The sequence below is a fragment of the Paenibacillus albiflavus genome (genome assembly GCF_004344915.1).
Taxonomy (GTDB): Bacteria; Bacillota; Bacilli; order Paenibacillales; family NBRC-103111; genus Paenibacillus_AM; species Paenibacillus_AM albiflavus.
On sequence record NZ_SKFG01000014.1, the window covers coordinates 1 to 23,578 of the forward strand.

Genomic DNA, 23,578 nt, shown 5'->3' on the forward strand with positions numbered 1-23,578 from the left:
TGATGAGGATGAGATGATTACTACAATTACCGCAAGAGTGAATAGCGAACTAGAATAAGCGCCACGACAGCGAGCGATATATTTATACGCATAAGGATGAAACAGTGCAACAACACAACACCGTAAAAGGTGTATTTTTTATGCCGTTGGAGCGATCCAGCGGCTTTAATTTTATCCAGAGAGGGGAATAAGCGTGGACAAATGGAAAGTATTCTTTGGCTCAGTCGGTGCTGTCTTGGTACCGATTTTTGAATTTATGTATGGCGACGGGGAGGCTGTTATTACCTTAATGACTGCACTTCTATTTTTTGTGATTATGGACTGGATATCAGGTATCCGAGCAGCGAAAAAGGATAACACATATAGCAGCCGATATGGACTTGTTGATGGATTGCCGAGGACGTTTTTTATTTTGCTGTTACCAGCTGGTGGTCATTTTCTTGATGCTGTGTTTGGTCTCCCTAGTATTATATTTGGCGTTTTTGCAATGGGCACGTTGTATCACATAATGCAATCCATGATTGCCAATAGCATCCGAGCAGGTTGGGGTGACTGGCTACCAATTCCGATACTTAATAAAATAATCGATTGGGTCAAGTCGGAGTTAGACCAAAAGATCGAGCGTGCAGAGTCACGCAAAGTTAGTGATAAGCAATGAATCCATTTGAGGGTTACCGCATCACATCGCCATACGGTAATCGACCTGATCCATTTGGTGGCGGGGGCATTGAATTTCATAAGGGGATAGATTTAGTAAAATCACATAAAGCACCTATTCTGGCATTTGTAGCAGGTGAGGTAATACACGCCATGGTGGGTCTAACAGGCAGCGGATTTGGCAATTACGGCATTGTTGTTGCTATTAAGGACAAGCGTAACTGTCTGCACGTTTATGCCCACCTAGATAGCGCGTCTGTAGCAGTAGGACAGCAGGTGGTAGCAGGGCAGGAAATAGGAAAGCAAGGCACCACAGGACAAAGTACAGGATCACATTTACACTATGAGGTTAGACAGCTATATCAGCCTAGTTACGGTTTCGGTACACATACGGACCCGACAAAGTACTTGGTGGACTATATAACAAGGGAGGAAACAATCATGTTTGAAAAACTTGAAGCAAGAATCGCAACACTTGAGGAACAAACAAAGAAGGTGCCAGCTCCAGCATGGTTTGTTAAAGAGTTTGGATCCGCAGATCTCGGCGGATTGATCAATGATCCAACAGGAACAGAAGAGTTTTGGCGCGGACTTGCCTTAACTATGAGGGCTGCTAAAGCAGGAAAATTAGCGTAGTATGATCCCCACTAGCTTCGGCTGGTGGGGATTTTTTTATTTTGCAGGATAAAAAAGTTTTTTAATCGAATAGATATTCAATCTAATTAAGGAGAAGATGTCATTGAAATATCATGCATTACTCCAACAAGCTGCAGCCGAACAATTCAAGTTACATATCGTATGCAAAGATGGAATATCGGTTATTGGTGTAGCTGAGCAATACGAAAATGGCTACATCAAACTTAGATTTGATGATGGATTAATGTATATATCTTATATGGAGATCGAGAAGCCGTTTAAAATTAAGTAAGTTATTTCAAACGATACCAACCATTATCTGCAGGTGGTTCAATTCGCTTAAATTGTTCGATGTAAGTCGGAAGTAAGTTGCTCACGATCTGCTCGGTGTTTTCGTCGTAGCATTGCCGCAAAAATTTCCGCACAACCCTTCTTGCTATGGAGTTCGGTGTGATGGTCCCGTTTAATCCAAGACGATCATTTAGTTCGTCGCAGATCATATCGAGCTTATACATTTCGTGTGGTTTAAGCCTGAAAGCAACGATATTACGATCAATGACTTGCTGTTCTTCTCCTTTGACTACGATATCCCAAAAGTCTTTGACAATCCCCATAAGCTACCTCCCAATTACAGACCATGCGTCTATTTGTTTTCTAGGCATTGTGCGTATTTTTTCTTTAAATCCAGGAGCGATAATTGGAATGATATGATCAGTAGTTAATGCAAATCGAAGTAATGCGTATGTTGCGTGTGCTAAGTATAGAGTACCTAATGCAATTTGAAAGTTTGTTAATTGTGCGGTCATTTGTTTAGTTGCTTTTATTTTCAACCTAGTTCGTGGTTCAGATTGTACTAAGTAATCATTTATATCAAGTGGTCTTTTCTCCATCCAAATGATTCTATCCGGAGTTATTTCATACGGACGAATGAAGTAAACTCGGAAGAATTGTACAGCTGATTCACAGTTTAATGCTTCTTCAATTAATCCTCTTGCCAAGTTCCCCTCGAAGTCGCCAACATGCCTTGATAACCGTTGAACTAATTCGCGTTCGCTACTCATTATGTATGGTGCTATATGAGTCAATTTATCGCTTCTAGCCTTACGCATTATACTGGCCACCTTCCGCAATAAATTTGGAACTCTGTAACGCAGTTCCTGCCTTAGATGTAGTAATAGATCGTGTTTTCGCTTGATGGAAGAGGATAAGAGGCGGCGTTGGTGTGTCCAATTTTAACGGTTCATTTGATAAATTAACTGGAGGATGATCCGTCATTAAATCATGGTCGATTAGCCGCTTGATGTAAGCGGAAAAATTCTTTTGACAAAGCGCATGTTCTAATAGTCGGGATTGATGTGGATCCTCAACATTAAATACAACCTGTTTAATTTTCATGTCTTCACCTCTAGATATGTAAGTTAGTTACGGAATAAACATCCGTATCTTAGTTCCATATCTACTAGGCACAGCTTGTACAATATCCCAAAATTTTGGGCTTTTTTAGTATAAATTTATAGATACTTGTCCACTCTGATAATAGAAAGAGTGGTGTGTATTTAATGACAATGGGGAAAAAACGTACAGCATATGGGGCATTTTTAGATAATCATAAGATTAAGCAAAAAGAGATTGAGGAAATAACCGGGCTAAGCCATGAGACTGTGGCATCCGCTTGTAACAAGAGTGATTTCCGCCCATCAAAGAGCACTAAGGTTCTGCTTGTTGCTGGTGCAAGAACACTAAGTAAGGAAAATGTTCATCAAGATAATTTCTGGGATTGACCTTGAATAACGAAACCTGAACTTGACGAGCAGGAGTGGGAGATCATTAGCCGTGCAATCGGTGAATCGATGTCCCAAGGAATAGAAATCACGCTGCAGCTCTTTGATCCGTTTGATGATGTAGAGGTCCGCGGTGTTGTCACAAAGATCGATCAGCAGCTTAAACGCATTAAGCTTGAGTATGATGGTGATTACGATTGGTTTAAATTAGAGGACATATTGAGTGTAAAATAAAAGCCAGTGGACCATATGTCCCTGGCTTCTACCTTTATTTAAAGAGTTTCTTTATAAATTTGAATATATCAAATGAGGTCTTGTTATATACCTTGTTATATACGGCTTTTTTCGGACTTCTAAGCCATCCATAGCCGCGTGGCATCTTTAAGCCAGCACGATGCACTACCTGTCGTTTAATGCTTGTACGGGCTGATATTCTTTTCTTAAGACTGGGCTTACGTGGTCCAAATTTCATATTTCGCACTCTACTTTACTATTTATAGCTGTATAGCTTCATTTGTTGAAAATGTATGTAGTGATTGATTGATACCATTACAAAATTTGTTCATTCTACTCACATTGAAGTTATTCTTGAAGGTTACTGCTTTGAGCTCACCAGCTTGGTCTGTGTAATTGAAGATCATGTAATAGTTTATCTGTCCCTTTTTCTTCTTATTGCCTATGCCAGACATACCTCCGATGATTGTACCTAGTCCAGGTACCAACAAAGTTCCGATCACCGCTCGTCCAACTACACTTTTTCCTTTTTCAATCAACTCTTGTTCGCTTTTTACAACCGCAGCTCTCAACTGATTTAGCTGGATTTCAAACTTATGACTACGTGCATCAATTATGATTTTATCATCACATCTAAATACTTCGCACATCGCTTTATCAGCAATACCAAGTCCTTCATGGTGCATGCAAGCAAATGAATCACTAGCTCCCAAATCTGCTGCTTTTTGCTTAAGTGCTTTGTTAGCTTTTACTGATAAACGGAACATAATAATGCTGCCAACCAGAATTAGCGAGAAAAATATAATTACAATTATTGGACCAACCATATTAGATCACCTTTGCTAATCCTCATCGGATGAGGTATTTGCTGTTACATTATGTCAAAAAGAGTATATCAAAATAGCATTAATATTTAAATGAATAAAAAGAATAGTTGATAAATTTAAAAAGTGATGTTAAACTATCAAACATACCTTATTTGTTGTTAATTATTTCTATCTCCCGTCATGCGACCAGGAGACATTCTAAGTGTTATTATTACCATTTATGGGCTAAGTGTTATTAATACCGTTTTTACGGGAAAAGTTTGTCTTAAACAATAATTTCCTCTGCTGACAGTGCGATCAAGCAGTGATGGAGAATTTAATAATTAAGTGATTAATTGTGGACAGGAGAGACCGCCACAATAATCCGAAAGATACATAGAAATATTTTATTGAAAAAAAACACCATAAATAAAACAAACGAGAGTTCTCTTTATTTTGGTGTTTTGATTTCAAGTTTTCTATTGAATTATCTTCGGATTATTGAGCGGTCTTTTTTTATTATGTCTAGGGGGTGATGTTCAATTGTAAAATATTGTTTGCTTACATTTTCCATGGGAAGATTTAGAATACAATTATACAGCACTTTGTTAGTTACAGCCTAACAAATTTTCTAGGAGAGTGCAGAGGATTTCTCTGCTTATCTACTACCATACTTTGTTCTGTATAGATCATGAATAGAACATTCCAGGATGTCTGCTGCATTAAATGCATGCTCAAGAGTCATAAACTGGCTACCATTGCACCATTCTGTGACCGTTGCACGAGATACCCCCATTTTTCGTGCAAAAAAAGCTCTATTCATTTCTCGTTTTTCTAACCAGTATGGTAGCAGGCACTCTCCAAGAATGAGTGCCATATTCTGCTCCTTTCTTCAGGATGGTTAATCGAAAAAACGTATATTATACGAACGCTTGTTCTATTAATTATTGCGTGATATAATCGATTTAACCCAATAATTTCAAATTTAAGTACATAATATTAGAGGGGTGTTGGTTATTACATTGCTTAAGGAATATTTGCTGAATAATATTGAAAAAATGGGTGTGCGCGAGGCAAGTAGACTGCTAAATCGTCTCAATCCCTTAACATCTTTAGAGCAGCAACAAGAAGATCCTTTACGCGATTTGCCTCATCATGACTCAACTTTTGACCACAAAAAATCAAATTGAATTTATCAATTTTCTCTAAATCAATTTCTAACTCCGTCACTTGTGTTGTAATGGCGGAGTTTTTATTTTGTGATTTTTGTATTATATTCTGTAATGCTAAATTTAAATCAGCTTTACTTTCCATTGGGAGATCTGCATATCGTATGAATTCTAGAACTCCTTTAAAATCAGTTTTTAAAGCATCCAATTTATTCTCAACTATATATTCCTCTATGTAGTCACCAAGTGTTTCCTCAAAAACATCAATCATTTCATTTACAATCCCAAAGTAAAATATGGTTTCAATATTCTTTTTTAAGTCAGCATCTAAATCTTTATGTATCTCGAAAAAATTAGTTACACTATTTTTCTTTTCATCAGTTAATCCTTCTAAATATCCAGATACATCCATTAACTCCCTTAGGTTTGTTGTATGTAGATGATTTGCTAAAATTCCGAGTGTTTCGATGTGTGGACGCTGAACCTCAGCTTCGATCCTAGATAGTGTTGCTGAAGAGATGCCAGTGATATCTGCCAATTGTCGTTGACTCTTAAACCCACTTTCTAGCCTGTGTTGTTTAATGAATTCACCATATCCTAACTTACTTGTCATTTTTATCATCCCTTCTATTGATTCAACTTGAATTATAGCAGTTACATTACGCGCACGCAATTATAATTATTGCCAGTATTGCGTGTTCGTATACTTGTATTGTATATTGTTGATACGAGCTCGTATAACCGACAGGAAAGGAGAAATTAAGACAATGAAAAGAAATGTTATCAGATTGAATACAAAGGAATTCATGAAGGCTGCAATTGATTTAGAACTAGATACAGATACTGAAATTGCAGCAGCTATAGGGGTATCAACTACTCAAATTTGGCGTGCAAAACTACCTCACGATGATCCTAGATATAACGCCCCTGGTGCCTCTTTTATAGCTGGTGTATTGGCAGCTTTTAATGCACCATTCGAACGACTATTTTTTTTGGATGAAGTGATACGAGATCGTATCACTGAGAGAGTAGTTTAAGGAAAAGTTAAATCTCTGTTCGTTCTATTTCTTTTAAGTTGTTCTTTTAGGAAAGTAATCATATGTGAGAATTCGTGGTGATAAACATGGCTAAGATATCGGTTCATAAGTTGTTGGATTTAGCTATACAAGCTGGTGTAACACTAGAGTTTAACAAACCGTGGGTGCGAGAAAATGGACAATCAAAATGGATCAGACATCACCAAATGTATCAGCGATTGTATAGTCGATTGTACAGAAAAAATAAGAGAGGGGTAAGCGTGTGAATCAATTGCAAGTGTTTAATTTCGGTTCAGCAGAATTTAGAACTATCCAAAAAGAAGGTATACCGTGGTTTGTTTTAGGTGAAGTTTGCAAGGTTCTTGAAATTGGAAACCCGAGTCAAGTTAAAACGAGGCTTGAAGATGGGGTCATTACAAATGAGGTCATCCCTGATGCGCTTGGTAGGAGTCAAATGACAACTCTCATCAATGAAGATGGATTATATGATGTGATTCTTGAAAGCCGTAAACCAGAAGCGAAAGCATTTAGGAAGTGGGTCACTAGTGAAGTACTTCCTTCAATCCGTAAGAACGGAATGTATGCAACTGACGAACTTCTAGACAACCCTGATCTATTGATTGAAGTAGCAACCAAATTGAAAGAGGAACGTCAAGCTCGAATAGCAGCAGAAACTAAGATCGAGTTGGACAAGCCTAAAGTGGTGTTCGCGGAAGCTCTAGAGGTATCACAAAGTGCGATCTTAGTCGGTCAACTAGCAAAGCTTATAAGACAAAATGGAATCGACATTGGTCAGAATCGGTTATTCCAACTGCTACGGGAACAAGGCTATCTATTAAATAAGGGTGAGCAATACAATATGCCATCTCAGCGATCGATGGAACAAGGCTTGTTTGAAATAAAGACAACTACTCTAAACAATCCAGACGGTAGCGTAAGAGTCACAAGGACTACTAAAGTCACAGGCAAGGGACAAATTTATTTTGTGAACAAGTTCAAGAAAGGAGCTTAATAATGCCAATATCCAATGAACTACTTGACTATCTAGGCATCCAGTACCAACGCGCTTGCATAGATCCTGCTAGATTTCCCTTCGTTAAATGGGCATCAATTCAAGCTAAGAAGATGGGAGTCAAATTATGACACTTCCCGAGCTAGCAAGGATTTGGTTTTTAAATGATCTGCAGCATCAAGTGATATTAAAAAATATTTTGCGAAAAGAGGAAAATCGTTCTTCCTCGCCTGCTAAATATCGAGGAGGTATCTATGGACTCCATTAGCTTATACAAACAGCGTCGAGACTTCGAGCTTGAAGAACTCTACCGAGGTGAGGTGAACAAGCATGTGGAAACAGGAGTTAATGTGGGTCAAGCGGAACGCTGCGGATGTGATCGTGGAAGTAGCAGAGAAGCTTCCAGAAGGAACAACAGACTTTATTCCAACGGTCCAGACAAAGCGTGATCCGGAAGGTAAGTGTAAAAAAACAAATGAAAGCGAGGTTAAGCAATGATCATCAAATTTCTAAGTCTTACACTTCATAACTTTAAATCCCACCGTGACCTTCATGTTAAGTTTGGCGACCTGACAAAGATCACGGGGGAAAACGCGAAAGGCAAGTCCAGTATTCTGGAAGCCATTTCGTTTACATTGTACGGCACGGATGTGCTAGGGAGCAAGACTGATCCAACACCAACTAATTATGAGTATGACTTTGTTCGGTCCGATCTCCTGCTTTCAATCGATGATAAGCAAGTACTTCTGGGTCGCGGAATCGAGAAAGGTAAGAACACATTTTACATCAATGAAGTGCCAAGTAAGGCTACGGAATTTGATGAACTCGTAAAATCATTGTTCGACAAGGACCTATTCCTTTCATTATTCAATCCTTCTTACTTCTTCACACTGAACTGGACTGAACAGCGGGCATTGCTTTTAAAGTATGCATCAGCTCCTACTTCTAAAGAAGTATTCGCAGAAATGAGCCGGACGAGCCCAGAGCAGAAGCTGAAGGATATTACATTAAATCCTGCAGCAGAGAAACTTGCTGAATTGACTAAAAAGCACTCATTAAGTGATCTTGATAAGATTCACCGCGATAACAAAAACAAACAGGATAAGGCGTACATAGCCGAGCAGAGTCGCACAAAGACGCTTCAAGAACAACTAGAACGTTATCCAGCTGCTGATATTGATGTGGATGCAACTGTTAATGAAAAAAATAGATTAATTGAGCAGATCAAAGAGATTGAGGAAACAACCACCTCTGCTGACGTAACTAATCGACAAATTAATACACTGAATGCGCAAATCCAATCACTCCAGGAGCGCATAAGTGCATCTGCGACTAAATGGCCAGCTCTTAAAGATGAGCCAATTCAAGATACCTGCCGAACCTGCAAGCAACCTTTAGATGAGTCCGCTATAGCAGACGTAACAGCAGATAAAGAGCAACGTAAGGCACAATATCAAGCCAATCATAAGGCTCTTGTGAACCAACGGAAAGAGCTTGAAGCAGAACTAGCAGGGATACAGTACATCGATGTATCAGTGCAGCTTGAGAAGATCAGGGAACTGGATCATCAGATGCTACCATTAAGCGAATCGATCAAATCATTTGACCAGCGCCTGCAACTACTTGGTGACATTGATCAGGCAAAAGCAAACGAAGCTGCAACACACAAGAGCTTGAATGAATCAATCTTTATCTTGGACGCTATCAAGGCGTTCGCTGCTAAAGAAGCAGAATTACAGGCTGCCAAGGTTCAATCTTTGTTCTCAACTCTATCAATCCGACTTTTCGAAACTCTCAAGAATGGCGAGATTAAGAGCACATTTGAGATTGAGATGGATGACAAGGTATATCGCAAACTGTCTCTATCTGAGGGCATCCGTGCTGGATTAGAGCTGCGAGATGTACTGAGTGAGCAAAGTGGTATTGTGGCACCATGCTTCGTAGACAACGCCGAATCTATTACTAGATTTAAGCAACCTAATGGGCAACTGATCACGGCACGAGTAGTTTCTGAGCAAGAATTAAACATTATATCGGAGGGTATCCAAAATGAATCCAATTAAATCTCTTATTATCGATCCTATAAAGGCTGCTGCTTTACATGTAGCCAAACAAGCTGGACTATTTCGTGATTTAGCAATTGCAAAGGCTAATAAGCAGCCTAAGAAAGTAAAGCGTATGAAGCAAGCTTATGTTCCTGGATCATTGGGCGTGTCAGCAGTATCTGAAGCAATTCAGGCAGATTATGGGCTTATCTTGAATAGACGAGAACGTAAGCAATTAGCAAAAGCACAGCAGAAACCATTCAAGATCTACATGAACGGAGGTAACTAATCATGACAACTCAATTGCAAGTTTTCACACCAGAGGTTTTACAAACATTTAAACCGGAAGTACTGCAGGTAATCCGAACATCGATCTGTCCAACTGCCACTGATCCTGAATTCGCGCTATTTGCTCATAAGTGTGCAGTTTATAACCTCGATCCATTTAAAAATGAAATCTTTTTCATCAAGTACGGTAGCCAGGCACGTATCCAGTTCGCTGCTGAAGCTTATCTGGCGAAAGCACGTGAAAAAGAAGGGTTTCAGCCACCAGATACACAGATGGTTTGCGAGAATGATGAATTCAAGGTTAGCCGTAATCCAGAAACAAAAGAGCTTGAAGTAGTAGTTCATGAAATGGGTTTTCCTCGCGGGAAAATCATTGGTGCATATTCAATTGCGTATCGAGATGGTTATCGACCAGTTACGGTCGTCATGGACAGAACTGAAATTGATCACATGTTTACTGGTCAGAACAAAGATAACTGGAACAAATGGACTTCAGATATGTTTGGAAAGCATGTTGAACAACGTGGATTGAAAAAACAGTATGGGCTAGATTTTGGAGACGACGAGATTCCACAAGGTAGTGTTATGGATAATACATCATCTTATGAGCGTAAGGACATCACGGCAGAAGCTGAACAGATGGCAAGTGGACAGAGATCTAATTTACCTGAACCAGAACCAGAGGAGCAACCGGATCCGGCAAAGGAAGAAGCAACCAAGATTGAAGCAGCTCGTCAGCAAATGAAGGATAAGTTCAAGGCTCTTGGAATCACAGGTAAAGAGGATAAGGGTAAATACATTAATCAGCATTGCAAGATGAAAGGCGATACTCCATCGCTTTCTGAAATGTTTGGTCTCTTGAAAATTATGGACATGCATATCGAGGAAAAGAAAGCAATTGATGCTGCAGCTGATGAGCTTGAAGACTAATCATGAATGCAATTCAGCTGGACTTATTCGCTGATATGGACCATGGAGCTGTTCAAGCTCCTACGGCTCCAAAGGTCCCAATATTAAATGGCTTCTATTATGAAGCTTCAACAGATAAATTCATCTCTTACTCACTTGGAAAGCGGCATTATGAAGAACCAGCAAAAGGCTGTAAGCACTTGAAAGAGTGGCAAAATTGGCTAAAGAGGGAGCGTGCGATATGAAGAAGCAACCTTACATGACTGGACTAAAGGTATCTCAGTTAACAGAAGAGGAGCTTGCTAAGTATCGTGAGCTCGAGCCTCCAAAGAAGGAAATCGATTTTGAAACACTAGCACCTCGCAGGGTACGTGGGACAGCGGTAGCAACACATAAAACACCTTTTGGAAAGTGGGCGAAGAAATGAAGGTTAATATCATAGCATCCGGTTCAGACGGAAACTGCATCCACATTCAAAGCGGTGACACAGGCATTTTGATCGATGCTGGTAAATGGAAACGTGATATCGAAAAGCGATTGCTTGCAAGAGGCATCAATGCATCTACTGATATCCAGGCAATATTCGTGACCCATGCACACGGCGATCATATACGAGGGTTGACGCTTGCTAATAAATATAACATTCCAGTTTATGCGACAGAAGGTGAATGGCGAGGTATCTCAGGTGTTAAAGACGAGGTGAAGCACACGCTACACACCTTATATGGAAAATACGAGATGATCTGGATATGGAACATGAACATTTATCCTTTCAAGGTCCATCACGATGCATACGAGCCCGTTGGCTATGCAATCGAAGATGATTATGGAAACCGCTGCTGCGTGGTGTTTGATACAGGGCATATTGACCAAGACATGCTCGAAATGATGGAAGGAAACATCTACATTGTCGAGTCCAACTATGATGAGGCAATGCTTGAGAACGGCACATACAGCGATTACCTCAAGGCCCGCATAGCTAGTGATATCGGACATCTAAGCAATGATCAGACAGCAGTAGCCCTTGCAAAGCTTGTACATGGTAACGGTGAGCGGATATACCTAACGCACTTATCCAGCAATAACAACATGCCTGCACTTGCTGAAATGACGGTTAAACGAGCACTCAGGCAGCGTGGATTCGAATTAGGCAAACATTACTTTTTGGAGGTGGTTGGATGCTAAGTAACATAACGATTTTTGATTTTGAAACAACTGGTCTAAATCCAGAACAAGATCGAGTTATTGAAATGGCAGCAATCAGAGTTCGGAATGGAGAGATCGTTGGTGAGTTTCAGACTTTAGTGCAACATCAAATGGAACTACCTGCAAAGATCACAGAGATAACCGGTATTACATCTGACCAGATGAGATCAGGTATGAATGAAACGTTGGCATTTAAAATGTTGAGAGTATTTATGGGTGATAGCATGTTGGTCGCGCATAATGCAGCCTTTGATCTTCAATTTCTACATTGGGCAATGCAACGTATCGGGAATAAAACGTTCGAAAATCCATTTCTAGACACGATGACAATATCACGTGAGCGTCACCCGTATCCTCATAAATTAACGGACATGTGTAATCGTTATGGAATTGTCCTGGATGGTGCGCATCGAGCATTAAACGATGTTAGAGGAACTTTGGAACTATTGAAGGCAATGCATAAGGAAAAGAGTGTCGAGCAGTATGTAAATTCCCTTGGTTATCTAAACAAATATGGTCCTCCTCCATGGGTTCCTTCTTACACAAACTTGTTTGGTACAGATAATCGTTATGCGTGAACGCCTTGAAAGAAGAAAGCAGTGAAAAGCGGGTGAGTTACTTTGGCAAACCCACAGCTCGAAGATGGGTATACGAGAATAGCAAATGAGATCCTTGACAAATTCATGCAACTCAGACTTAGTGGATCACAGAAGGATATTGTCCTAGCTGTTTGGCGGTACACATATGGTTTCAAGCGCAAAGCTCACATGATGTCGGTCGATTTTTTATCAGAGGCTACTGGACTTGATGCTAGGCAGGTTAAGCGGATATTAAAGACTCTTATCGATCGTAAGATCATAAACGTAGTTTCCGAAGCATCGGGTATTCGGTCCAGAATACTCGAGTTTAATAAAAATCATAATGAATGGTTAGAGGTGGTTGAATTGACACCTCTAGAGGGGGCAGAAATGACACCAGTAGATGATGAAAATCAAATTGCTAGTGGTGGTCAAATGACCACCAGAGAGGGGGCTAATCAGCCACCAGTAGTGGTGGTCAAACAGCCACCCAAGAAAGATAAAAGAAACTCTAAAGATAATAATACTCCTTCTCGTAATAAGAAAACTTATTCCGAGGACGATCGATACTATCAAATGGCAGTTTATTTTCACAACAAGATCATGGAGCATGCTGCACTGAATAATGTCGAACATCTTGTCATAAATGCACCTTTGCAAAAATGGGCTGATGAGTTCCGCAAAATAGTTGATCTGGACAAGCGTAATACACAGGAGCTCAAGAGCATCATCGATTGGTGTACAACAGATTCATTCTGGTCCACAAACATTCTAAGTGCGAAGAAGCTTCGTACCAAATATGCAGAGCTTGGAATCAAGATGAAACGTCAGCAGTCGCAAAGCAATAGTCGGTTTGATAATAACAAATCCGTACTCCAAGAAAAGATGAAGGAGGCACTACATGAACAAGGCGGAAACGATCAAAATTCTTTCGGTGATCTCTTCAGCTTACCCGAGTGTGGAGATGAAACCTGAACGAATTGAGTTATGGCAGCTATGCATGCGTGATGTACCTTTTCAAGATGCTCAGCAGATCCTAATGAACCATATCAATACGAGTAAGTATCCACCAGCCATAGCAGACTTCAAGCAAGCAACACAAGAAGTTAAGGAAGATCCTGAGATAGAAGCTCGCAATATTCAAATCGCACATCAAGAATGGGTAGCTGCAGGTCATGACCCGGAGGAGTTTATCTATGAACCTAAACGACTCGTTTTACGCTGAACAATCGGTATTAGGTGCGGTTATTAGGGACTCGAAATGCATTGATGAGATCATTTTCCTTGAATCAAGAGATTTTCTAGATGAACGAAATGAACTCATTTGGAAGGTGATGAAGTACCTTTACGAGCGAGAATTACCAATCGATATTATCACGATTACTGCAGAGTATCAGAAATTCAAGCGTGTTGAGGATATGGGTGGTGTATCTTACCTCTCTAACCTTGCAAGTGCGGTACCTACTTCAGCAAACGTACGCTACTACGCTAACATCGTACGGTCAAAGGGCCATCGCAAACGAATTAAAGATCTTGCTAAAAAATTGGATGAAGCAGCTGATGGAGATTATGAGAGTGATGATGAACTCTTTGCTGCAGTAGATGAGCTGGTAGATGAAACAAGACCGCAGAAGGTTTCTAACATGCGGAGTTTCGCTGAAACACGGACCTCCTATTATGATCACCTAAAGCATAAAGCAGCAAAACTTTTCACAGGCCTTTTTAAACAGTTTGATGAATGGGCAATGCTCTGGATCGGTTGGTTGTACATTATCGCAGGTCGTCCAGGTGTAGGGAAAACAGCTAAGGCTCTACAACTTGCATACGGTATTGCAAAATTCAACCCGAATGCTGGTCCAGTCCTCATTTACAGCCAAGAGATGGACGAGAATGAAGTGAAGGATAGGATGGTCGCTATGGTCGCTGAGGTCAATTATCCAAGATTGATTAATAAAGGCGGCGAAGGTGGCTTTACTGAAAATGAGTGGGCAAAGATTAACGCTGCTTATGATGAGATTGAGAAGCTTAATATCTATGTCCAAGACTCGGCAGGTGTGACAATCGATGAGATCAGGGCAACGGCCAGAGCGTTCAAAAAGAAGTACGGTAAGATTGCAGCCATCATAGTTGATTACCTTCAGATCATGGAGATACCACAGCGCAAGAATGAAAACAGAGCTCAAGCAATTGGTCGCGTTACGAGAACAGCTAAGCAGATTGCAAGGAATATGAAATTCGTGTTCATTCTTCTATCACAGCTGGACCGTTCGGCTGATGATGAGGAACCAAAGCTACGACACCTTAAGGAATCAGGCAGTATTGAGCAGGATGCGGACGTAGTTGAGTTCCTTTGGTTCAATCCTAAATCACAAATGCAAAAAGGGCTAAAGATTATCGATTCTATCTTTGCCAAGGGTCGAAACGTTGGACTTAACAGGTTCAAATACATTTTCCGCTGGTGGCATCAGAAATATGTCGAAGTGCCGAAAGAGAAGGAGGATAAATGAGCCGTATCAATAGTGAAGCTGAGTATTTAGAGGCGCTTGATCGTATGGTGAAAGGTGCAGAAATGATTGAACATCCATTGGCATCTGAAGAGCAGCGCAAGCAATATAGGCGAGTATATGACGCAATTGAAGCTGAAGTTCTTGATTGGCAGCGACGACAGCTCAATAGAGAACAAGTTACTGTTGAATCGCCACAAGTAGAGCAGCAGCCTGATGTTCCTGTAGAAGAAGCTAAGCCAACAGTAAAACTGTCTGCTTGGTTAGATGATGATGAGTGAAGGGAGATAGAACATGAAGATTGAACGGACAGCAGCTATTTTATTCGGTGGTATTGGTGGATTCTCAGCTGGTCTGATGCAGTCAAAGGTCGAAGCATACGGAAATGTCTATGGATATAAAATCTTGTGCAGCATTGACTATGATCCAGTTGCCTGCAAAAATCATGACCTCGTAACAGGCGAAGATACATCGGTTTGTATGGACCTGTTTAGTCGCCAGCAATATATCAAATGGCATGGTCATGAGCCGCCTTCAGAATGGCGCGAAGTAACACCATGGGATATATGGGTAGCGTTCGACTATCAAGTTCCAGATTATTTATTCCTCTCTCCACCGTGTAAGGGATTCAGTGGTCTATTGCCCAACGACAAAGCACAGTCAGAACAGTATCAAGCACTTAACTTGCTGACGCTTCGCGGATTGGAATTGTGCTTAGAAGCATGTCGCCTTTACGGTGATGGAGAGTTGCCGGCATTCATACATTTCGAGAACGTACCACGGATTAGGACTAGGGGAAAAGAAATACTGATCAAGATCAGAGCAATCTTTAAGAAATACGGGTTCGCTTATGATGAGCGGGCTGACCATAACCTCGGCGAAATCGGCGGGCTTGGACAGAATAGATTGAGATTCTTGATTCTCGCTCGTAATGAAAAGAGAGTACCGAACTACTGTTATCTTCCACCTAAAAAGCCTCTTAAAACAATTGGAGATGTGATTGGAACACTACCTATGCCGGGGGATACAGAAGCAGGAGGGCCGCTTCACAGGTTGCCAAATCTACAATGGAAAACGTGGGTAAGACTTGCACTCATTCCAGCAGGTGGAGATTGGCGAGATCTTAATAAGATTGATTGGGAGAAATACAAGATTGTACATGAGCCTCGTAGTGGAGCTTATGCGATCGAGAATTGGAACGATACTAGTAGAACCGTAACTGGAACAGCTGGACCTGGTAGAAGTAATGGAGCTGCAGCGATATCAGATCCACGATTTAGTTTCAAGGATTCCACGCATACAGCAATCTATCGTGTAAGTAAATTCGATGAACACGGGCCAACAGTAACAGGTGCAAATGGTCCAAATAATGGAGCCATCTGTATTAGTGATCCAAGAGTGAATAGTAGAGCTGGTAGATACACCGACCAGTATCGTATGCAAAGCATGGACAAGCCTAGTGCAACTGTCACAGGTGTAACAGACGTTCAAAGTGGAGCTCAATTGATTGCGGACCCAAGAGTTAAGACAAAACTTATGCCTGATAGTTATGGTGTTCAAGGATTTGATGATACCGCCAAAACCATTCGAGGACACTCACGCATTATGCAGTCAGCATCGAGCATTGCCGATCCGAGAATACACAATAACTATCATAATGGCGTCTACAAAGTAACTGATTGGGAAACAACCTCTCCAACCATTACGACAGGCAGCATCTCAGCTGGAAGTGGAAAAGTAATCAGTGACCCAAGAATGAATTGCTCACCAAGATCCGGAACAATGGGTGTCCAAAAGTGGGATCAAACAGCCAAAACGGTTATTGGTAGTGGAGATATTCATGCTAGTGCAGCAGCTGTGGCAGATCCACGTATACCGAATGATAATGATCGAGGTCAATGGATCATCATATCCGAAGATGGCACACGGCATAGACCACTCACGACATATGAACTCGCCATGCTACAGGGCTTTGACACACATCTGCCCGACGGACGGCCATTCCAGCTTGAAGGTTGTAGCGATGCGAAGGCACGAGAATATATTGGTAATGCAGTACCTGTACCATCAGCAACTGCTATGGGTAATGTGATATTAATTGCAATAGCTAATGCTGAAGCTGGAATCACATTTGAATTGAGCTGGAACGATATTTGGGTAAAACATATAGATTCCAATCGAGAGATTGATCTTGTGCATTAGGGAGGGATTAACGTGAAATCGAGAATCCGCCAAAAAGGCGATAAATACCGTCCAGTCGTTACTGTCCTCAAAACTAAAAATGACAAGCCTACGTCCCTTGAAATAAGTGGAGAAATTTATGTTTTGGCTCATAAAGATCAAAGGCCTAGAAGGTCATAATTACGAGGAGCGATATCTATGAATTGTGCTCGTAACAATAAAAAGCGACTGTACAACATGGCAATTGATGAACGGAATGATTTAGAGATCAGATATGCTGCAGCATCCAAGCTTCAAGAATTGAATTTAGCTCGTATAAATAGCGATAAGGTACGGTCCTTGTACCTCGACGGCTTTACATCATGGGAGATTGCAAGAGAGCTTGGAGAAAAGCATCAATTGATATGCGGCATTATCGTTAAAAATGATAAATGGGGGATGTAAATGCGATATGTAGGAATTGACCCAAGCACCAAGACTGGATTCGTAGCATTGGACGAGCTTGGAAATGTGATTCGTGGCAAAGAACTCACAGGCGTTGGGAAAGTGGACCCAAAGCGTATGATCACGCTGATCGATGAAATAATGGACCACATTCAACCAGACGATGTGATTGTGATTGAGGGATTCGGATTTGCTTCGCAGCAAGCGATCCAGCTCGGTGGCATTGGTTGGGGGATACGAATGGCACTGCATCGAAGAGGATTCAGTTATATCGAAGCTTCACCAAGCCAGCTTAAGAAATACGCAACTGGTAAGGGTAATACCAAGAAGGATGACATGGTGTTGCCGATATTCAAGCGATGGGGATTTGAAAATACAAGCGATAACGTTCGTGATGCTTATGTACTCGCACAGATCGCGAGAGCGTTGTGTAGTCCGATTGAGATACAGCTAACAAGTTATCAAGCTGATGTGCTGCAAGCTATGAAAAATCCATCTGAGAAGAAGACCAGAAAGAAGAAAGCAGTTTAACATATAGTTTTAAGCTCACAGGATCGCGATACAGACGTTTTGGACGTTTGGACGATACTTTGCACCTATGAATAGAACATATGTTCCAGAGAACGCTTGTACGTGTTTAATCAAATCGTCAATTAAGGAGTGAAAGACATTGGAATTAGTAGATCTTTTTGAAATGCAGAAAGCGCTAGATGCTCGGATTATCAAGGAGAAAGGTTTGGAAGGACAAGACTTGCTGCCGAATACAGTGCTCGCGCTGCAGGTAGAGATTGCGGAACTTGCGAATGAATGGCGTGGTTTCAAACATTGGAGTGATAAGAAGGAACCTAAGCATGGATATAGTGCGAAGATCGATTGTGATCGATGCTCTGGCAAAGGTTTTTGGTTTGATGGAGGAAGAGTCCATTGCGGCAAGTGTGGGACTACAGGCAAGATTACAAATCCTCTGCTTGAAGAATACGCAGATGGAGTTAGTTTCTTCTTATCGATAGCTCGTCAAAATGATTGGTCTGAGTACATTTATATCGTTGAGGATGCGATCGAGGAAACAAGAGAAACTGGCTTAGACGGCGGCATTGGTGGAGCGATATTGGAGGTTAAATATTGGATGCTGAAGATGTATATGGAGAGGGGCAGGGATGAGAAGATTGAATCCACATTCGGCTACTCCAAGCAGGTATTTTGCTTTAGAAATGCATGGTATGTATTCATAGCTATTGGTTTGGTTGGATTTGATTTCACGTGGGAGCAGATTGCAGCGGCCTACATGGAAAAGAACAAAGTAAACCATGAGCGGCAAGCCAATGGATATTGAGTCATGAAAGAAGTTACCTGGGAGCAAAGGCTTTTGTGGTGCGCTATAAATGAACATGGCCAGATTATCAGAACATCAGAGACAGACCCAAATACATGGTTGAATGTTTTCAAGAAAGATGTTGAACAAGGAGGTACGGGGGATGAGTAGCCCAAAAAAGTTTAGGGGCAAGCGCCTTGATAATGGCGAGTGGGTGTATGGAGACTTATTTCAAAGTAAATACGGTACAGCAATCCTAGTAAATCGCGACGACAAAGACCTAGATCCTGGATGGTACTATCCGAATGACGTATTTGAATGCAAACAGGTTGATCCAGAGACCGTCGGACAATTAACAACCATTCCTGACAAGAACAAGCAGAATATTTGGGAAGGCGATATAGTAAAACAAACCTATCACAAGGAAATAAGAGACTTTGATAACTCTTGGATGTGCATTGATGGTCATCATATCGGACGAGTAATCATGACAGCAAGTGCAGGAGTATGTATGGTTAATCCACTACATTATTCAATTGATGATGATACGACAGCTATATCAAAACAATATAAAAAAGTAGCAGGATACAGGTGTGAAGTGATCGGAAACGTCCATGATAATCCAGAACTACTAGCAATTTAAATAAATCTAAGGAGCGATAAATATGAAAACCGAAATGACAGTATTGTTCAAGTCCATGCAAAAGGACGACAAGAAAGAAGTTTTGAAGTTTGAGATCAAGGGCAGCGAAGATGTAGCAGCTGAAACGGAATTATTTAATTTATCAGGTAGCATCGTTGTTCTGAATATCGATGGTTGCGCAGCTGGTGACGTAACAGCTGAGTTTATCAGCATGCAGCGCGATAGCAAGAAAACGGTCATGAAGTTTGGAATTAAGGGTGACAGCGATGAAAAAGCGCAGCAGCTTTATAAGCGTGCTGGATGCAATGTAAAGCTATCGGTGCAACCGTCTCAGATGTCAATCGATGAATACTACGATGAGCCGCATGAAGGGATTAAGTATTCGACAAATCCAGATGGCACTGTTGATGTAGATCAAGATCAGGTAGATATGGACGAGATCGAGCATGAAGAGGATTTAGAAGATGAAGATGTCGATGATTCTGGCTATTCGGACGATGATCTCGATTAATAGAATTAATGCCCCGCTTCGGCGGGGACATACAAATTATGCGGGGTGATGGATAGTGAGTAAAGATGTTCGAGCTCCACTAGAAAAGCTATTCTCGCGCTATCGACTATATAAGCGTTCTGAACGTATGAAGAGTCCAACTATCGAGACAAAGATCACGCCATCATACGAACAACGGTTGCATGGAAACACAAACACTATAAGTAAACCAGTTGAGGATGCTGTATTGCGAGAAATTGAGATTACTGAGCGTCGCAGGTCATATATTTCCACAGTAGAGAAAGCTGTTGAGATGTTAGATGAACCAGAACGCGAAATAATCGAAATGCGTTATATGCAGAAAGATTACATTTGTGATTACCATGTCTATGATCAATTAGGTATTGGTAATCCGACTTATCGTCGTCGTAGGGACGCAGCGATGGAACGGTTAAATGTGTTACTTGAAACTGTAATAATGGACGAGCGTAGCATCGTATGATTGTCTCAGGAGGGGATTAAATGCGCGAATCTGTAACAATAGAAGGAGACTACGGTCCGATCATTATCAGCTTCGGCACAGAAGACCCAATTAAGGTGATGGATAATCTACATGCAGTTTGTGCCGAAGCGCTTTTGGACTCATATAAAAATAAAGAGGATGTTAAACAAGAAGAGGTCGCAGTATAGCGGCCTCTATTTATGTTCATTAGCTTGATTTTTCTATTAAAATTCACTTCGAAATATTTAGTATTATGATGTAACAGTCGATGAATTAATCGTAGCGCATACGAACGAAGCTGAGTATAAATCGTTTATTTCCAATAAAAAGAATGAAGCTCTTCAATCGCGGATGATCGTTATGCATATTCCTTACAATCTGAAGGTGACAGAAGAAGAGAAAATCTATGCGAAGCTGATAGCGCAAAGTGACATGCGTCATGTGCATATCGCCCCTCATGCACTCAGAGCGTCTGCTTTCTTCTCGATTCTGACACGGCTGAAGGAATCCAAGAAACAAGGGATGGATCTCCTGAAGAAAATGCATCTTTACAATGGTGAAACGGTTGAAGGCTTTAAGGAAGCTGATCTTCGCGAAATGCAAAATGAATTCGCCGAAGAAGGAATGTCCGGAATCGATCCACGCTATGTCATCAACCGAATATCGAGTGCGCTAATTCGTCATGATCTTGAATGCATCAATGCACTGGATGTGCTGAGAGCGCTTAAGGAAGGACTTGATCAGCATCCGTCGATTACGAAGGAAGAACGGGAGCGGTATCTGAATTATATCTCGGTAGCCCGCAAGGAATACGACGAAATTGCCAAGAAGGAAATTCAGAAGGCTTTCGTCTACTCCTATGAGGAATCCGCTCGGACGCTGTTTGAGAACTACTTGGATAATATTGAGGCTTATTGCAATTGGGGCAAAATAAAAGATCCGCTGACAGGTGAGGAAGTAGACCCCGATGAGCGGCTGATGCGTTCAATAGAAGAGCAGATTGGCATCTCGGAAAATGCGAAGAAAGCTTTCCGTGAGGAGATTCTGATACGCATATCGTCATATTCGCGTAAATCGCGTAAATTTGATTATAGCTCGCATAATCGTCTGCGTGAGGCGATTGAGAAGAAATTGTTCAATGATTTGAAGGACATTGTGAAGATTACGACTTCAACGAAAACACCGGATGAGAAGCAGCTGAAAAAGATTAACGAAGTTACGAAGCAGCTCATTGATGAGCATGGCTATTGCCCTGCATGCGCTAATGAATTACTGCGGTATGTAGGATCGCTGCTTAATCGATAAGTGGTATATTGTGCAACCGCCAAAATTATCGCTAGGCTGACACACAGAATAGGCATACACACATATGATGATGTATCGAGTGTATCCATTAACCTTACGTTACAACGAAAGGACTGTGAGTCATCAACATGGCGATAACGAATGCGAGTGAAATTAAGAATAAACCAATTGCGAGTGAGCTTTACCGATCCCCTGGACCAGGGCATGGTCCAAACCCGGGACATAACCCACCACACGGGCATCCGTCTCATGGCGGTGGTGGAATTGGTGCTGGTGCGCCATCGCTGCTTCCTTTTTTACTGTTAAGTCCATTGTTATTTGAGAATCAGCCAAACTATTATTACTACCCTTATCCTCCACCTTACCCGCAGCCGTATCCGTACTCTTACTCAGATCCATATGACAATCAATATCCATACTCACCCTATCCAACTTATTAATCCATAAGAGCTGTCCCTTAGTAGATGAATCGTCTATGAGGGATAGCTTTTTTGTAGATCAGGGGGATGAACCTGAACCGTACAGCAGAGGATAGGAATGAAATCAGAGTATGGAATGCACAGCATTATGATGATAAAATGGGGTAGGGATTGCGGATCGAAAACGAATTCGAGTGTATGCTATCCAAAAATAAGAGACAAGGATGAATCATATGACTTTAGTTGATATATCGAATACACTTTTTTACATTGCGCTTGCGGCTGTTATTCTGGGTGTTATCGTTAGCGGTGTTGGTCCTCAAGGTTTCTTTCCGCTCAAAAGTGATAAGAAGCCAGGCGAGTTCGAGGCACCAAGGAAGCAGGTCATTATCGAGCGGCAGGATAAAGGTCTATCCAGACTCAAGCGTTCCAAGCTGCTATGGGGTGGACTCGTATTAATGCTAATTTCCATTGTGATCACATTGTTCTAGTCATGTGTTCCGTTATTACAGGTTTGATTTCATGTGAGGATGATTTGGGAGTGTTTCCTGAGTCATCTTTTTATTTGTCTGATTAATTTGAATAAACAGATATATACATAAATAAACGTTTGAATTATACTTAAAATGAACGTAAATGAACGATGGAAGGAATGGAGATAATGTCCATCACAGCGCTCAAGCGCCAGGAGAAAATTATGGAGCTATTGCTTTCAAATGGCGAAGTTAAAGTGCTTGAGATAAGTGAGCTGCTCGGTGTAACGGGCAAAACCATCCGTGAGGATTTGGCTAAGCTAGAGCTGCAAGGGCTGCTTATGCGTGTACATGGTGGGGCAGTTCGACAAACCGATAAGCGAATTGGTTCATTTCCGAACCGAATATCACAGACTGAACATTTGCATCAGAAAAAAGCAGTGGCAATGAAAGCTATTCATTTGATTGAAGCAGGAGACATTATTGCACTTGATGGCGGGAGTTCGACACTGGAGATCGCAAGAGTGCTGCCGAATGCTCCACTGACTGTTATTACGAACGATTTATACATCATTCGCGAGCTTGTAGAGAAGGATCAAATTTCCCTTATCGTGCCGGGAGGGTACCGAAAGCGTAATTTGTTAGTAAGTGGCGAGGCGGTTCGTATGCTTGGAAAACTGAATATTCAAAAGGTTTTTATATCTGCAACGGGTTTGCATCTGGATTACGGCTTGTCGATCTATACGACTGAGTTAGCGGAGCAGAAGCAAGCGCTGCTTGAACAGGCGAAGTATCGGTATTGCGTTGCAGATCATACCAAATTTGATAAATATGCTTTGATGACTTTCGCTCAGTTTACGGATGTGGATCGAATCATTACGGATGATGGACTACCTGACGAAACTCGGTCGCGATATGCGGCAACAGGTGTGTCAATTGATTAGTGT

37 protein-coding genes and 1 pseudogene are annotated in these 23,578 nt (G+C 41.3%); 31 read left to right on the plus strand and 7 right to left on the minus strand.

Annotated features, from left to right (window positions below; translation table 11 throughout):
- Positions 1–193: 193 nt before the first annotated feature.
- From E0485_RS14495 to E0485_RS14505, 3 genes are all read left to right on the plus strand, one after another.
- Positions 194–658, plus strand: coding sequence for a phage holin family protein (locus E0485_RS14495; protein ID WP_132418784.1), 465 nt, complete (start codon positions 194–196; stop codon positions 656–658).
- Entirely contained in the window at positions 655–1,293 is a 639-nt protein-coding gene (locus E0485_RS14500; RefSeq protein ID WP_132418785.1) for a M23 family metallopeptidase, read from the plus strand. The genes E0485_RS14495 and E0485_RS14500 overlap by 4 nt, the downstream gene beginning before the upstream one ends.
- 103 nt (positions 1,294–1,396) lie before the next feature.
- The gene (locus E0485_RS14505) at positions 1,397–1,585 is read left to right on the plus strand and encodes a hypothetical protein (protein ID WP_132418786.1); all 189 of its coding nucleotides are present in this window, start codon (positions 1,397–1,399) and stop codon (positions 1,583–1,585) included.
- Between the two features lies 1 nt (position 1,586).
- Here the strand turns inward: E0485_RS14505 and E0485_RS14510 are convergent, their stop codons facing one another.
- From E0485_RS14510 to E0485_RS14520, 3 genes are read right to left on the minus strand one after another with little or no spacing between them, the layout of a single operon-like run.
- Complete coding sequence (locus tag E0485_RS14510) at positions 1,587–1,907, minus strand: hypothetical protein (protein ID WP_132418787.1); 321 nt, start codon at positions 1,905–1,907, stop codon at positions 1,587–1,589.
- Between the two features lie 3 nt (positions 1,908–1,910).
- Positions 1,911–2,402 (minus strand): hypothetical protein, encoded by a 492-nt coding sequence (locus tag E0485_RS14515; protein WP_132418788.1) that lies wholly within the window; start codon positions 2,400–2,402, stop codon positions 1,911–1,913.
- A complete protein-coding gene (locus E0485_RS14520) occupies positions 2,395–2,688 on the minus strand; it encodes a hypothetical protein (RefSeq protein ID WP_132418789.1) in 294 nt (97 codons plus the stop codon). The genes E0485_RS14515 and E0485_RS14520 overlap by 8 nt, the downstream gene beginning before the upstream one ends.
- Positions 2,689–2,852: 164 nt before the next feature.
- On the opposite strand from E0485_RS14520, the gene E0485_RS14525 reads away from it, so the two are divergent.
- Entirely contained in the window at positions 2,853–3,074 is a 222-nt protein-coding gene (locus E0485_RS14525; protein WP_132418790.1) for a transcriptional regulator, read from the plus strand.
- A gap of 6 nt (positions 3,075–3,080) precedes the next feature.
- On the plus strand, positions 3,081–3,308 hold the full coding sequence (locus E0485_RS14530; protein ID WP_132418791.1) for a YolD-like family protein: 228 nt from the start codon (positions 3,081–3,083) through the stop codon (positions 3,306–3,308).
- A gap of 34 nt (positions 3,309–3,342) precedes the next feature.
- On the opposite strand, the gene E0485_RS25525 is transcribed toward E0485_RS14530, so the two are convergent.
- The 4 genes from E0485_RS25525 to E0485_RS14550 form a co-directional block, all read right to left on the minus strand.
- Positions 3,343–3,546, minus strand: coding sequence for a hypothetical protein (locus E0485_RS25525; protein WP_132418792.1), 204 nt, complete (start codon positions 3,544–3,546; stop codon positions 3,343–3,345).
- 22 nt (positions 3,547–3,568) lie between these two features.
- Complete coding sequence (locus E0485_RS14540) at positions 3,569–4,135, minus strand: hypothetical protein (RefSeq protein ID WP_132418793.1); 567 nt, start codon at positions 4,133–4,135, stop codon at positions 3,569–3,571.
- A gap of 637 nt (positions 4,136–4,772) precedes the next feature.
- A complete protein-coding gene (locus E0485_RS25930) occupies positions 4,773–4,991 on the minus strand; it encodes a helix-turn-helix domain-containing protein (RefSeq protein ID WP_132418794.1) in 219 nt (72 codons plus the stop codon).
- Positions 4,992–5,209: 218 nt separating this feature from the next.
- Positions 5,210–5,896 carry a helix-turn-helix domain-containing protein gene (locus E0485_RS14550; RefSeq protein ID WP_165921189.1) on the minus strand — a complete coding sequence of 229 codons (687 nt, stop codon included), beginning with the start codon at positions 5,894–5,896 and terminating at the stop codon, positions 5,210–5,212.
- A gap of 154 nt (positions 5,897–6,050) precedes the next feature.
- Here E0485_RS14550 and E0485_RS14555 point away from each other — a divergent pair, with 154 nt between their 5' ends.
- The 26 genes and pseudogenes from E0485_RS14555 to E0485_RS14670 all read left to right on the plus strand — a co-directional run bounded on the left by E0485_RS14555 (position 6,051) and on the right by E0485_RS14670 (position 23,575).
- Positions 6,051–6,320 carry a hypothetical protein gene (locus E0485_RS14555; protein WP_132418796.1) on the plus strand — a complete coding sequence of 90 codons (270 nt, stop codon included), beginning with the start codon at positions 6,051–6,053 and terminating at the stop codon, positions 6,318–6,320.
- Positions 6,321–6,582: 262 nt separating this feature from the next.
- The gene (locus E0485_RS14560) at positions 6,583–7,332 is read left to right on the plus strand and encodes a phage antirepressor (RefSeq protein WP_132418797.1); all 750 of its coding nucleotides are present in this window, start codon (positions 6,583–6,585) and stop codon (positions 7,330–7,332) included.
- A gap of 330 nt (positions 7,333–7,662) precedes the next feature.
- Positions 7,663–7,830 (plus strand): hypothetical protein, encoded by a 168-nt coding sequence (locus tag E0485_RS25125; protein WP_165921190.1) that lies wholly within the window; start codon positions 7,663–7,665, stop codon positions 7,828–7,830.
- The gene (locus E0485_RS14565) at positions 7,827–9,395 is read left to right on the plus strand and encodes an AAA family ATPase (protein WP_132418798.1); all 1,569 of its coding nucleotides are present in this window, start codon (positions 7,827–7,829) and stop codon (positions 9,393–9,395) included. Before E0485_RS25125 ends, E0485_RS14565 begins: the two co-directional genes overlap by 4 nt.
- Positions 9,382–9,666 carry a hypothetical protein gene (locus E0485_RS14570; protein WP_132418799.1) on the plus strand — a complete coding sequence of 95 codons (285 nt, stop codon included), beginning with the start codon at positions 9,382–9,384 and terminating at the stop codon, positions 9,664–9,666. Before E0485_RS14565 ends, E0485_RS14570 begins: the two co-directional genes overlap by 14 nt.
- 2 nt (positions 9,667–9,668) lie before the next feature.
- Positions 9,669–10,595 carry a RecT family recombinase gene (locus E0485_RS14575; protein ID WP_132418800.1) on the plus strand — a complete coding sequence of 309 codons (927 nt, stop codon included), beginning with the start codon at positions 9,669–9,671 and terminating at the stop codon, positions 10,593–10,595.
- A gap of 2 nt (positions 10,596–10,597) precedes the next feature.
- Positions 10,598–10,819 carry a hypothetical protein gene (locus tag E0485_RS14580; protein WP_132418801.1) on the plus strand — a complete coding sequence of 74 codons (222 nt, stop codon included), beginning with the start codon at positions 10,598–10,600 and terminating at the stop codon, positions 10,817–10,819.
- Entirely contained in the window at positions 10,816–11,001 is a 186-nt protein-coding gene (locus E0485_RS14585; protein ID WP_132418802.1) for a hypothetical protein, read from the plus strand. The genes E0485_RS14580 and E0485_RS14585 overlap by 4 nt, the downstream gene beginning before the upstream one ends.
- The gene (locus E0485_RS14590; protein ID WP_132418803.1) at positions 10,998–11,759 is read left to right on the plus strand and encodes an MBL fold metallo-hydrolase; all 762 of its coding nucleotides are present in this window, start codon (positions 10,998–11,000) and stop codon (positions 11,757–11,759) included. The genes E0485_RS14585 and E0485_RS14590 overlap by 4 nt, the downstream gene beginning before the upstream one ends.
- Positions 11,753–12,358, plus strand: a complete 606-nt coding sequence (locus tag E0485_RS14595) for a 3'-5' exonuclease (RefSeq protein WP_132418804.1) — start codon at positions 11,753–11,755, stop codon at positions 12,356–12,358. The genes E0485_RS14590 and E0485_RS14595 overlap by 7 nt, the downstream gene beginning before the upstream one ends.
- A gap of 42 nt (positions 12,359–12,400) precedes the next feature.
- Complete coding sequence (locus E0485_RS14600; protein WP_132418805.1) at positions 12,401–13,333, plus strand: replication protein; 933 nt, start codon at positions 12,401–12,403, stop codon at positions 13,331–13,333.
- A complete protein-coding gene (locus E0485_RS14605; RefSeq protein ID WP_132418806.1) occupies positions 13,260–13,583 on the plus strand; it encodes a replicative helicase loader/inhibitor in 324 nt (107 codons plus the stop codon). The genes E0485_RS14600 and E0485_RS14605 overlap by 74 nt, the downstream gene beginning before the upstream one ends.
- The gene (locus E0485_RS14610) at positions 13,555–14,865 is read left to right on the plus strand and encodes a replicative DNA helicase (RefSeq protein ID WP_132418807.1); all 1,311 of its coding nucleotides are present in this window, start codon (positions 13,555–13,557) and stop codon (positions 14,863–14,865) included. Before E0485_RS14605 ends, E0485_RS14610 begins: the two co-directional genes overlap by 29 nt.
- Positions 14,862–15,143 (plus strand): hypothetical protein, encoded by a 282-nt coding sequence (locus E0485_RS14615; protein WP_132418808.1) that lies wholly within the window; start codon positions 14,862–14,864, stop codon positions 15,141–15,143. Before E0485_RS14610 ends, E0485_RS14615 begins: the two co-directional genes overlap by 4 nt.
- Before the next feature lie 13 nt (positions 15,144–15,156).
- Positions 15,157–17,064 (plus strand): DNA cytosine methyltransferase, encoded by a 1,908-nt coding sequence (locus tag E0485_RS14620; RefSeq protein WP_132418809.1) that lies wholly within the window; start codon positions 15,157–15,159, stop codon positions 17,062–17,064.
- A 177-nt stretch (positions 17,065–17,241) separates the two neighbouring features.
- Positions 17,242–17,487 (plus strand): hypothetical protein, encoded by a 246-nt coding sequence (locus E0485_RS14625; RefSeq protein WP_132418810.1) that lies wholly within the window; start codon positions 17,242–17,244, stop codon positions 17,485–17,487.
- A complete protein-coding gene (locus tag E0485_RS14630; RefSeq protein ID WP_132418811.1) occupies positions 17,488–18,018 on the plus strand; it encodes a crossover junction endodeoxyribonuclease RuvC in 531 nt (176 codons plus the stop codon).
- Positions 18,019–18,181: 163 nt separating this feature from the next.
- Complete coding sequence (locus tag E0485_RS14635) at positions 18,182–18,820, plus strand: dUTP diphosphatase (protein WP_407944852.1); 639 nt, start codon at positions 18,182–18,184, stop codon at positions 18,818–18,820.
- 142 nt (positions 18,821–18,962) lie between these two features.
- Positions 18,963–19,442 carry a YopX family protein gene (locus E0485_RS14640; protein WP_165921192.1) on the plus strand — a complete coding sequence of 160 codons (480 nt, stop codon included), beginning with the start codon at positions 18,963–18,965 and terminating at the stop codon, positions 19,440–19,442.
- 22 nt (positions 19,443–19,464) lie between these two features.
- On the plus strand, positions 19,465–19,953 hold the full coding sequence (locus tag E0485_RS14645) for a hypothetical protein (protein WP_132418814.1): 489 nt from the start codon (positions 19,465–19,467) through the stop codon (positions 19,951–19,953).
- 55 nt (positions 19,954–20,008) lie between these two features.
- On the plus strand, positions 20,009–20,434 hold the full coding sequence (locus tag E0485_RS14650) for an ArpU family phage packaging/lysis transcriptional regulator (RefSeq protein WP_132418815.1): 426 nt from the start codon (positions 20,009–20,011) through the stop codon (positions 20,432–20,434).
- Between the two features lie 20 nt (positions 20,435–20,454).
- The gene (locus E0485_RS25135) at positions 20,455–20,622 is read left to right on the plus strand and encodes a hypothetical protein (protein WP_165921193.1); all 168 of its coding nucleotides are present in this window, start codon (positions 20,455–20,457) and stop codon (positions 20,620–20,622) included.
- 70 nt (positions 20,623–20,692) lie between these two features.
- Positions 20,693–21,739 (plus strand): annotated as a pseudogene (locus E0485_RS14655) (protein prkA); the annotation flags it as partial.
- A gap of 128 nt (positions 21,740–21,867) precedes the next feature.
- The gene (locus E0485_RS14660; protein WP_132418816.1) at positions 21,868–22,179 is read left to right on the plus strand and encodes a hypothetical protein; all 312 of its coding nucleotides are present in this window, start codon (positions 21,868–21,870) and stop codon (positions 22,177–22,179) included.
- A 212-nt stretch (positions 22,180–22,391) separates the two neighbouring features.
- Complete coding sequence (locus E0485_RS14665; protein ID WP_132418817.1) at positions 22,392–22,649, plus strand: hypothetical protein; 258 nt, start codon at positions 22,392–22,394, stop codon at positions 22,647–22,649.
- A 170-nt stretch (positions 22,650–22,819) separates the two neighbouring features.
- On the plus strand, positions 22,820–23,575 hold the full coding sequence (locus E0485_RS14670) for a DeoR/GlpR family DNA-binding transcription regulator (protein WP_328591319.1): 756 nt from the start codon (positions 22,820–22,822) through the stop codon (positions 23,573–23,575).
- Positions 23,576–23,578: the final 3 nt, after the last annotated feature.